We start from the raw sequence: 9,203 nt of genomic DNA on the forward strand, positions 1-9,203 counted from the left end.
ATAGTTTATATTAAATACTCTTTCTATACATAGAAAAACATGTAAATGATTTTAATAACATTAGTTTCTCTTTTTTAGTGATTCAGGGATAAAATTCAAATATTTTATTCTAATAACACCTATATAAACACTATCTAACATTATTTTTTAATAATAATTCATCCAGTTTTTCCTTAAATATTTCAATTTCCGAATCACTTTTTATCATGTTATCAATATCATAATTAATAATAAAATCTTTAACCTGATTATCAAATAAAATTCCTGAGCTGTATTTATTTTTGAACCACTCTTTTTGTTTTAATATTTTAAACTTTTTCTTAAATATTTTTTGTTTCTTGGAAGGGATTAAAAGAAAAAGTTGTCCTATTGCCTCTCCTATAAATTCAATCATTGCCCTCAACTTCCTTTCTTCTATAATTAGTATTGAAATCTATACAATACTTATCTATATTATAGTGAGTATTTTTTCGCAGTATGTTCTTTCTTTTTGCTTTTGAAAGGTTTTCCTTCCCACATAAAATCCTGAATTGCTACGGCTGTTTGAGCACGGTATTCAATCAGGTTTCTTTGCACACTAATCTTTGGTATCTCTCCCTTTACATTAAGTAACTACATAATAACACATATATTGACTATAGTTAATAAAAATATAATTATAATTTTGAAATGAAAAAAGAGAATCTACAATAGATTCTCCCTGTTTTCGTTAGAATAATGACTAATTCTCTTTGTTGTTATATTTCTCATCTGTATATGCTATGTATTCTTCGCTCGTTAAATTAGATTCTGCATCGGGAGCACTTAAATGTTGAGTAAAATGTAATTTGTACTCTCCTGAAGTTCTCATTTTTATATACGTCTTAATAGTAATAGTATCTCTAAAAATATCGTCTCCTTTAGTATCAACTACTACCTTAATCTGTACGCCATTTGGCAATGTAATATCTTCCCCTGTTGCTTTTATCTGATTGTCCATTGAATGATATTCAGAATAAGGCATAAATACAGCAATCGGCTCGTTATTCTTCATAATAACTTTCGTTTCCTTCTTGTTAATGATATCTGTTATTTTCTTTTTAAAATCCGTTAGGCTGATAATTAATTGATGTAGGTTAGGTATTTTCATGAATCCATCTCCGTTCAATATGATAATTACATAGTATCACATAAATAGAATTAAAAACAACTCTTAATTTAGTTGTAAATTAAACATTAAATTTAGTATTGAATTTAGCCGTGTGTTTCTAAGTTTAAACAAGAGTACGTTTAATATCAAAATAAAAACCCCGTACACATATAGATACGGGGTTCATTGTTTAGTTAGGGTTGTTTCTTATTGTTGTTACGATTTCTTTCACGACATCATTACTAAGTTTTAACTTATCAGCAATTTGCTCAATATTTTTCCCTTGCTGAAATAGAGTAAGAACTCGTAACGTATTCCCTATAGATTCGGCTCTCGTTTCCACTCTTAATCGCTCTTTTTCTTCTTCGATAATTCGACCTACTTTCGTCATTTTTATCCACTCCCTTATTTTTTGAGCATAACCTTCATCAATGAATTTGTCAGTAGAAGTCAATATACCTGAAATAGCTTGCAGTTGTTCATCTTCTACAGGCATTTTCTTTGCTAAATTAAAACATTTTTCAATCATTTCCTGTCGAGATTCAGACGTATCCATAAGAGGGAGAATACTTAACTTAAATATTTCTTCTGGTAAAAGCTGTTCACCATTTTCAATCTTATTTTCAATTTGATAAAAAATATGATTTCCTCCAAATTTACATAAGAAAACTGGTTTAGAGGATAATTGAACATCTCCTGCATCTAACTTATATTCTTTTTCAGTTACATCGCTTGTATACACTACGACAACTCTAATTTTTTTTATTTTTTTCTCTTCACTATAATGTCTATACAATATACGATGTGCATATTCAAGGTACTTCAAATGATTTTTTACAAACCTGCTATTACTTTCATATTCTAACATAAGAAGTGAATCATCTTCTAATAAAAACAAAGTGTCAGAACGTTTTTCATCAGCAGTTACTCTTGGAAATTCATTATTTAATAAGGTTATTGGTTTTGGAAAATCATCCAAATGAAACACTTTTAATGCACTATCTTTATATAGTTCAGTTAATGATTTGAATAAGATATCTTTTGCTTGATATGCAATGCCTTCAGTCATTCAAAATCTCCTCTCAATACGCAAAAACATGTAAGTGATACATAATATTCGATGTTTAATGATACTTTTCCTATCTCAATCTTACTCCTTTTTTCTTTTCAGAGCGATATGTTTTTTAACGTTAGATTTATTAGAATAACATTCCTGTTATATAATATAAGAATGTATAAAAATAGGTATTCGAAACGAATTGAATTTAGGAGGAGATTTTATATGATGTATGTATTTTTAGGTGTATTATGTTTCATAAAAGGTTTAACAGCTTTGTACCTCACTACATTTATTCATGAATTAGGTCATGCGTGTATGGTATTGCTAAATAAAGGAACAATTGCAGAATTTGAAATGGGTTCAGGTAAAAATATATTTCGAATTAAAAAATTCACACTTTCTTGGGGCTTCAAAGGAAGATGCAGATATGATGTACCTAAGAATACGCATCCATTAAAACAAATCATTATATCTTTAGGTGGTGTAATCTTTACATTACTAACAGCTATTGTATTGATTGCGTATACGGAAGTGAATATATTTGAGAATCTATTACAATTTAAACTTTCATTTACAGAGTGGATGCTTATAACATGTCTTACAGATATAACGAATTTGCGACCACATAAGTTTATTCGTAGAGGAAAAGAAAGTAAAACTGATGGATTACAGGTAGTAGAGTATTTCTCTCTTCTAATGAAAAAATAAGCAACAATAAAAGAACAGTATGAATACTGTTCTTTTTTCTATTAATTATCAACCCTTCTTTAAGTTATGTTCGTAACTCGAAAGGAGTTTTCTATTTAACCATCAAATATGTCCTCCCTATTGTTCTTTAACAGTTTCATTTTTTTGGTTTAAGGTCCTCTAAAATATCAAGTAAATTAAACTTCCAATACAACTTTGTTTTCCATGTTGCTTCAAATTTCCTTTTTACTGTTATCATTGCAACTTCTTTTGCATCTTTAATGGACTCTTTTACATTGTCTATGTCATAAAACATGTAGATAAAAGTAGTCATAACGATTAATTCTTCTTTATTCATATCTTTCATTTCTAACTCTTGTGTTTCTGCATTTTCTACCGCAGTGTCACGAATTAGTTTTTTTGCATATTCATAGGCTAATTTTCTATTCAATGTTGTTTTGTCTTTATTTTTACTCGCTACTTTACGATATACAGCGATAGGTATATGCAGTTGATTGCCAATTCTGTTTATTAAATCAAATATCAATACTGGGCCCCTATCTTTTAAATCTTTTTTAAAGTCCTGCTTTATCTTTTGTTTAAGCGATTTCTCACCTACATTTTGCATTTTTTGTGTATAGTCGTTCAATATATTCAATAGTGTTTTTACTTCATTTACTTCTTCTTCAGTGTTGAGTATCCAGTACATAACATATCCCTTCCTTTCATGGTCATATTTTCGTATGTAGTATTATATTTGCTACAGCTACATGTCATAAAAAAGAAACGTTCGATAAGGGGAATTTATTATACATACACAGAAATACCATCTAATAAATAAATTCATATAAACAGGTATTTAAAATAATTAACTAAATGAGGAGACATTTGTAATGAACAAAACATTTTTACTTGCTGATGAGGAAACTTTAGATGTACAGGCAGTATTACTGGTGAAAGTTGATACAGATTTAGAGGAATTAAAAGAAAAAGCAAAGGTTATTAGAACGAAGCGGAAGAATGGAATTACTCGGATGTTATTAATGCTTTATTAGAAGAAGACGAAGTAATTGCAGAGGTTACATTTGGCGTTTTATACCTTTAGGTCATAATATACGGAAAGATAAATTCAAAAAAAGGAGCGTTATTATAATGAATGTTAAAACTTTATTATGTGGAAAAGAACTAAAAGGGCTTAGTAAAGATAATTTGGCTATTGAAGACAAGTAATTAGTTACTTGTCTTTTTTATAATTCCATTATTCTCTCATATCTTATAATTCCCTACTCCCATCCCCGCATTTTTTTAAGCTCTCTTATACGAAGCTCTTTCCCTTTTTCAAAACCATCATTATACGCCTCTTCATACAGATTCTTTTTTTGTTTGCTTTGTAAACGTTCCCCCTCTCTTATTCCTTTTTGATACGCACGATTATTTTCTAATCCCTCTTGGTAACCTTTTTGATAAGCAAATTTAAATTCTTTCTTCAGCTCTGTTTCTGCAAACATGCTTTTGAAATCTTCCATTCCTTTTCTATAGCCATCCTCATAACTTCCATTTATCCCTGAAGATACAAGGTTATGTAATAGTTTTTCTTCTAAAGCAGATTGGTTATCGTCAACCTCTTGTCCTTTGGTCAATGACTCTCCAAGATTATTAGACATATTCACAATAAGAGGAAGAATAGACAATAGTTTGTAAAAAGACAAATCATCAATAAGTCGTTGAATCTTTTCTTTTAGTGCTTCTCTTCCTTGAAAAGAATCATCCAATCCCTTATTAATAAACACATTCATATAAGTTTGCATAAGTAAAGAGGCTTGAATTTCTCCATCAAAAGGTTCAACTATATTTTCAATTTTCTTCATTGTTTCCTCCCTCTTTTTATTCATGCAAATCACTCCCATTCTCTCATTTTTTTTAGTTCTTTAATGCGTAGTTCTTTTCCTTTTTGAAATCCTTCTTTGTATCCTTTTTCATATGCCGTTTTAAAACCAATTTCAGTTTGTTTTGCTTCCGCTTCTTTTTTTCCACGTTCAATTCCTTCTATTACTCCATTATTATATCCTTCATCGTAAATAGTTTTTTCCTTAATCCCAGTTTCTTTATTTGCAATAGTTATTTCTCTTTTTTCTCTATTGTTTTTTCTTATTAAAGCTGAATCATAATCTCTTTTAAATTGCATTCCCATCATGTATAAAGTCATTAATTGTGTATATGTAAAAGAATCAAGCATGTCCTGAAGTTCTTCCATAATAGATTCTCGTGCGTCTTCCATATCTTTTATGCCACTTTTAATAAACACACCCATTTGAGCAAATGTTAACACAGATGCGGATGCCTCACCATTTAAAGAAGCAGTTGCTTTTTTAAATTCTGTTTCAAAATCAAAGTTTTCGGTACTCATTAAAAATCAAGCCCCCTATGTATAATAAACTGTAAATTTATTTATTCATTGTAACACAAAGCAAGAAATTGTAAGCTTATTGCTATTGTTTATTTTTTTATTACAATTACGGTATGTGAAATTTTATATATTCTTGAAATAAAAGACCATATAAATTACCTGTGATAACTACAAAAAATGCAGAGTATTTAAACTTCAAAATACTCTGCATCAACTATCAGAAGACTAATCTATATATTCCAAACCCTATTGCAACTACTCCACATATTATCGGAACGATATGCTTCTTCTTCGACTGCTCATAGACTCCTAATCCTCCATTAATCATATTCACTCCTAAAACTAAAAAGAAAATACTAAAATAAAATGGATTTAGACCAGAAGGAATAATCAACAATATTATTGCTACTAAACTTATATAGTGAATTCGCTTAATAATCTTCTCGTTCATTTAAGTCCCTCCTTTACTATTACTAAACCAATTATAACAAATTATTTAAAAAATTCCAAAAAAATGGTAGATTAATACTGGAAGATATTGTATAGTATTATTTGAAAGGGAGGTATTAATTTGAAAATAAAGAAAATATTGGCTAACACTACTGTCGCTACTTTGCTTTTGGGAAGCTTTACAACTGTTGCGAGTGCAGAAGAAAATGTTGGAAATATTCATAACCAAACTAACACCTCATCTCAGAAAAACTTTATCCCACTTCCACCAAAAAACAATGATGATATAGGTGATAAAGGAACGTTCACACTTGAAGGAGTCGATTACAACTATGAATTCAAGGAGGACTTAGACAAAGGAATCCGAGAATTTGCTTTTGGTGAAGGAGAGGAACGAAACGTAGCCATTTATGACATGAATAAAGGTGAAGTTACTCTTGATGGCCAATTGGTTGCAAACAATGTAGTTACTAAAGAAAGAGTTATGGCACCACAGCTTAATGATTTAACTATTGGTTCAGATAAAGGTGGCGGTGTCTATGACTTTAAGTATTATGACGAAGGTTCATTTAATGTCATTTCAGCTACAGCAGTCACATTAGGAGCAATTCTTATTGCTACAGTTTTCAAGAAAAGTCCTGGTAAAACGGCTGGAGTAACAGTAGCGGCTGGAATATTGGGGGCAGTTTCTTCGAATAACTTCACTCTTCGTTGGAATTTATATCACTATAAGAGTTCAAAGAAAACTTGGTATAAAGACAGCATCAACTTCTATAAAGGTTTAACTGGAAATAACAGAATATATAATGTTTCACATTATTACGGAGTTTTATAAACTCTAAAAAGACACTGGCTCGTTTCCAGTGTCTTTTATTATTTATATAATCAGCTATAAGGAATAGAAAAGATATTCTTAAATTTGAATATTCACGATGAAGAACGTAAACATCCAAGTTATATTTCTCCATCCGTTATTTGTTAACATAATAATTTTATAAGCACTTTATCCATTAAGAGCACAACAAGTACATCTCTTTTTTTGAAACACGATTCGGTAAAATCCAAAGGTCTATTTCCTTTACATACTCAATCCCTATTTCTAATAATATATTTTTGTTTTCAACTTCATCCTCTGCCCAAGGTATTCCGTTGTACATACAATATTTCTTTATTTCATTAGTGTTTAATGAATATTGTTTTAAACACATTATAAAAGGTCGTAACTCCCTTTCTGCTTCTTTTCTGTCCTTAAAACGATAATCCAATAACCAGGATTCAATTATATGCATTATCATAGGATATATAGCAAGTGGCACATTCCCTTTTATACGATACTCATATACTTCTTCATTTTTCACAATTTCAATCATATTTCTCTGAAAATAGTCAGACACATACATTCCCCCAATCATAAATTTGATAGACTATTTTACGCATTTTTTCTTAATAAATTTACTGTTTTATAAGAAAAAGCTCTCTAAAGAGAGAACTTTTTATCTTTTAATGTAAATAAGTAATAATTAGCCTTAATAGTAGAGTTTACATCTTGCGTGATTTTCTATGCATTTAGCTCTGAAATATCTACTAAATCTGAAATCAAGATTGGTCCATCTTCTAAAGTGATAGATTCATACATTCCAAATTTCGCAAATTCACCTTCTGGATGAACATCACATTCATCTCTCCAAACATCGAAAGAATCTTTTTTTTGTAATGTTGGTTTCACTCTCCATACGGAAGTATAATTAAACCCTCCCTTGGTAATATATCGACATCCACTTAAATAGAAATATTGCAATTCTATAGTCTCTGCTTTTGTTAAAGCTTTACCTAATTTATTCATATGTACATTCTCCTTTATAAATCATAATTTCTTATACCTGGTTTTATATTATCTATACATTATATTAATAGTTTGCATCTAATATAAAAAAACAGACAACATTTGTTCTCTGCTTTTACATTATGTATTGATTATTTACAATTATTTAATACCTCGCACATCTACAATCTCATTAATAGCGATAGGAGCATCTTCCCACTTCATAAAGTTATAATCTCCGTGTGTAGGGCGACACCAAGCCCCTTCATACGATACTCCTTCTTGCACTGTCCAGAAGCTTCCTTTTGCTAATTTAAATCGTTTAGGAAGATTTCTCCACAACTTTACTTTCCCATCTTGTTCTTTTGTAAGATAACGATAACCCTCTAAATATAAATAAGACAATTCGATTTCTTCTTTTTTTGAAATACACCCCATATAATCTAAATACTCCAAACCTGCACGATACGGAGTACCTAAAGTATCTACAAACTCCCCACTAATCCCTGAAAGACCCATAGAGGTTAATATAAGGATTTTTCCATCTTTTTTATTTCTATACAATCTTCGACTGCACATTTTTAAATATCCTCCTATTAGCGTTTCTTTAATTATCTTTATGAATTTTCATTGATTTCGATTAAGTTATTATCCGTTTTTCGCTTCTTAGTAATAGATTATTGTGTTTCTTTTTCTCTTTTAGGAGTAAACTCTATCTTTCTTGCACCAACACCCTCAAAATAGCCCACAGGATATGTGTGCTCTTCTACTTCATCATCGTAATTAATACGAACAATTGTAAGTTCAGTTGGAGTAACAGCTTTTATTAAACAATTATATACTCGTTGAGGCTCCCCAATATTGCCAGGTGGTTCAATGAGATAAATAGGGATTCCTGGGTAGAGTTTTGCTGTATCAAAAACAGTTGCTTGTTTTAAAAATTCACTTTTCATTTCATAATTTCCCTTCTATGTATTTAAACGTTTTTATAGATTAACAACTTCTTTTAAAGACGCTTCAAGTTGTTTTTTCAAATCCTTGTATTTTTGAATAAAATCATCTTGTCCATCGTCTAATAGTTGATTTGCATACATTACAATTTGTCGTCTTAGACCCGCCAATTCTATAGACATCTTGTAAATTTCAAAATCAATCTCCCCTTCATAGAGAAGGTCTTTATCTTCAGTATCTTTCCAATCTGGATAATATTTTTTATTTCCTCTGTAGAACCTATATTCTTTTCCACATTTTAAAATCGTATATTCTTCCTCATCATTTAAAACATAATGACCTGCATAATAATTAGGGTCATCTTCTATTTTTTTGCTATTTGAACCTACTAATGAACCACCTTGTAAGGATGGTTGGATATAATACAATACTTTTTTCAAGATATTAATTATTTTTTCATTTGATAGCTCTTCTTTTTTATATTCGTAAATTCGATATAATGATTTATCAAAAACGAAGCTTTTATATAGAAAATCATAATGTAATCTTAAAGATACATACTGCCTTACCTCTTCCGACAAGTGTAATAGACATAATGTAAGAGTTCCTTTTTCATGATTATTGTCAACGATTGTTACAGGGTAATTTGCAAAACTGGAATTTGCTGTGATAACTCCATATTTTCCGTCCAATGGAT

Annotated in this window: 15 protein-coding genes; 3 read left to right on the forward strand and 12 right to left on the reverse strand. The window is 29.9% G+C overall.

The window, feature by feature from the left end; genetic code table 11:
• Positions 1 to 130: 130 nt before the first annotated feature.
• The 3 genes from MR160_RS31680 to MR160_RS31690 form a co-directional block, all read right to left on the reverse strand.
• Complete coding sequence (locus MR160_RS31680; protein ID WP_242299042.1) at positions 131 to 394, reverse strand: hypothetical protein; 264 nt, start codon at positions 392 to 394, stop codon at positions 131 to 133.
• 327 nt (positions 395 to 721) lie between these two features.
• Positions 722 to 1,129 (reverse strand): type II toxin-antitoxin system Phd/YefM family antitoxin, encoded by a 408-nt coding sequence (locus tag MR160_RS31685; RefSeq protein WP_144536643.1) that lies wholly within the window; start codon positions 1,127 to 1,129, stop codon positions 722 to 724.
• Between the two features lie 190 nt (positions 1,130 to 1,319).
• Positions 1,320 to 2,198, reverse strand: coding sequence for a transcriptional regulator (locus tag MR160_RS31690; RefSeq protein WP_242299043.1), 879 nt, complete (start codon positions 2,196 to 2,198; stop codon positions 1,320 to 1,322).
• A 213-nt stretch (positions 2,199 to 2,411) separates the two neighbouring features.
• On the opposite strand from MR160_RS31690, the gene MR160_RS31695 reads away from it, so the two are divergent.
• Positions 2,412 to 2,897: a site-2 protease family protein gene (locus MR160_RS31695; protein ID WP_242299044.1), complete on the forward strand. Its 486-nt coding sequence runs from the start codon at positions 2,412 to 2,414 to the stop codon at positions 2,895 to 2,897.
• Positions 2,898 to 3,033: 136 nt separating this feature from the next.
• Here MR160_RS31695 and MR160_RS31700 read toward each other — a convergent pair whose 3' ends face one another.
• Complete coding sequence (locus tag MR160_RS31700) at positions 3,034 to 3,585, reverse strand: hypothetical protein (RefSeq protein WP_242299045.1); 552 nt, start codon at positions 3,583 to 3,585, stop codon at positions 3,034 to 3,036.
• 184 nt (positions 3,586 to 3,769) lie between these two features.
• Between MR160_RS31700 and MR160_RS31705 the strand changes: the two genes are divergently transcribed.
• On the forward strand, positions 3,770 to 3,931 hold the full coding sequence (locus MR160_RS31705; protein WP_242299046.1) for a hypothetical protein: 162 nt from the start codon (positions 3,770 to 3,772) through the stop codon (positions 3,929 to 3,931).
• Positions 3,932 to 4,159: 228 nt separating this feature from the next.
• Here MR160_RS31705 and MR160_RS31710 read toward each other — a convergent pair whose 3' ends face one another.
• From MR160_RS31710 to MR160_RS31720, 3 genes are all read right to left on the reverse strand, one after another.
• The gene (locus MR160_RS31710) at positions 4,160 to 4,744 is read right to left on the reverse strand and encodes a hypothetical protein (RefSeq protein WP_242299047.1); all 585 of its coding nucleotides are present in this window, start codon (positions 4,742 to 4,744) and stop codon (positions 4,160 to 4,162) included.
• A gap of 29 nt (positions 4,745 to 4,773) precedes the next feature.
• A complete protein-coding gene (locus MR160_RS31715) occupies positions 4,774 to 5,283 on the reverse strand; it encodes a hypothetical protein (protein WP_242299048.1) in 510 nt (169 codons plus the stop codon).
• Between the two features lie 217 nt (positions 5,284 to 5,500).
• Entirely contained in the window at positions 5,501 to 5,734 is a 234-nt protein-coding gene (locus MR160_RS31720) for a hypothetical protein (RefSeq protein WP_061662462.1), read from the reverse strand.
• Between the two features lie 120 nt (positions 5,735 to 5,854).
• On the opposite strand from MR160_RS31720, the gene MR160_RS31725 reads away from it, so the two are divergent.
• Positions 5,855 to 6,568, forward strand: coding sequence for a hypothetical protein (locus tag MR160_RS31725; protein WP_086877139.1), 714 nt, complete (start codon positions 5,855 to 5,857; stop codon positions 6,566 to 6,568).
• Positions 6,569 to 6,743: 175 nt separating this feature from the next.
• Here the strand turns inward: MR160_RS31725 and MR160_RS31730 are convergent, their stop codons facing one another.
• The 5 genes from MR160_RS31730 to MR160_RS31750 form a co-directional block, all read right to left on the reverse strand.
• Positions 6,744 to 7,133: a hypothetical protein gene (locus MR160_RS31730; protein ID WP_242299049.1), complete on the reverse strand. Its 390-nt coding sequence runs from the start codon at positions 7,131 to 7,133 to the stop codon at positions 6,744 to 6,746.
• 158 nt (positions 7,134 to 7,291) lie between these two features.
• Positions 7,292 to 7,576, reverse strand: a complete 285-nt coding sequence (locus MR160_RS31735) for a hypothetical protein (RefSeq protein WP_242299050.1) — start codon at positions 7,574 to 7,576, stop codon at positions 7,292 to 7,294.
• 141 nt (positions 7,577 to 7,717) lie between these two features.
• The gene (locus tag MR160_RS31740; RefSeq protein WP_242299051.1) at positions 7,718 to 8,134 is read right to left on the reverse strand and encodes a hypothetical protein; all 417 of its coding nucleotides are present in this window, start codon (positions 8,132 to 8,134) and stop codon (positions 7,718 to 7,720) included.
• Between the two features lie 98 nt (positions 8,135 to 8,232).
• Positions 8,233 to 8,508, reverse strand: coding sequence for a hypothetical protein (locus MR160_RS31745; protein ID WP_242299052.1), 276 nt, complete (start codon positions 8,506 to 8,508; stop codon positions 8,233 to 8,235).
• 33 nt (positions 8,509 to 8,541) lie between these two features.
• Positions 8,542 to 9,203, reverse strand: a 662-nt coding sequence (locus MR160_RS31750; protein ID WP_242299053.1) for a hypothetical protein, incomplete at its 5' end; no start/stop codon positions are given.

The sequence above is a fragment of the Bacillus cereus group sp. BfR-BA-01382 genome, from assembly GCF_022663475.1.
GTDB lineage: Bacteria > Bacillota > Bacilli > Bacillales > Bacillaceae_G > Bacillus_A > Bacillus_A thuringiensis_S.

Bases quoted from the DNA above. Each gene is read 5' to 3' on its own strand.
- MR160_RS31735 (WP_242299050.1), bottom strand. From the start codon at position 7,576: ATGAATAAATTAGGTAAAGCTTTAACAAAAGCAGAGACTATAGAATTG.
- MR160_RS31745 (WP_242299052.1), bottom strand. From the start codon at position 8,508: ATGAAAAGTGAATTTTTAAAACAAGCAACTGTTTTTGATACAGCAAAA.
- MR160_RS31700 (WP_242299045.1), bottom strand. From the start codon at position 3,585: ATGTACTGGATACTCAACACTGAAGAAGAAGTAAATGAAGTAAAAACA.
- MR160_RS31690 (WP_242299043.1), bottom strand. From the start codon at position 2,198: ATGACTGAAGGCATTGCATATCAAGCAAAAGATATCTTATTCAAATCA.
- MR160_RS31740 (WP_242299051.1), bottom strand. From the start codon at position 8,134: ATGTGCAGTCGAAGATTGTATAGAAATAAAAAAGATGGAAAAATCCTT.
- MR160_RS31680 (WP_242299042.1), bottom strand. From the start codon at position 394: ATGATTGAATTTATAGGAGAGGCAATAGGACAACTTTTTCTTTTAATC.
- MR160_RS31715 (WP_242299048.1), bottom strand. From the start codon at position 5,283: ATGAGTACCGAAAACTTTGATTTTGAAACAGAATTTAAAAAAGCAACT.
- MR160_RS31710 (WP_242299047.1), bottom strand. From the start codon at position 4,744: ATGAAGAAAATTGAAAATATAGTTGAACCTTTTGATGGAGAAATTCAA.
- MR160_RS31685 (WP_144536643.1), bottom strand. From the start codon at position 1,129: ATGAAAATACCTAACCTACATCAATTAATTATCAGCCTAACGGATTTT.
- MR160_RS31730 (WP_242299049.1), bottom strand. From the start codon at position 7,133: ATGTATGTGTCTGACTATTTTCAGAGAAATATGATTGAAATTGTGAAA.
- MR160_RS31695 (WP_242299044.1), top strand. From the start codon at position 2,412: ATGATGTATGTATTTTTAGGTGTATTATGTTTCATAAAAGGTTTAACA.
- MR160_RS31720 (WP_061662462.1), bottom strand. From the start codon at position 5,734: ATGAACGAGAAGATTATTAAGCGAATTCACTATATAAGTTTAGTAGCA.
- MR160_RS31705 (WP_242299046.1), top strand. From the start codon at position 3,770: ATGAACAAAACATTTTTACTTGCTGATGAGGAAACTTTAGATGTACAG.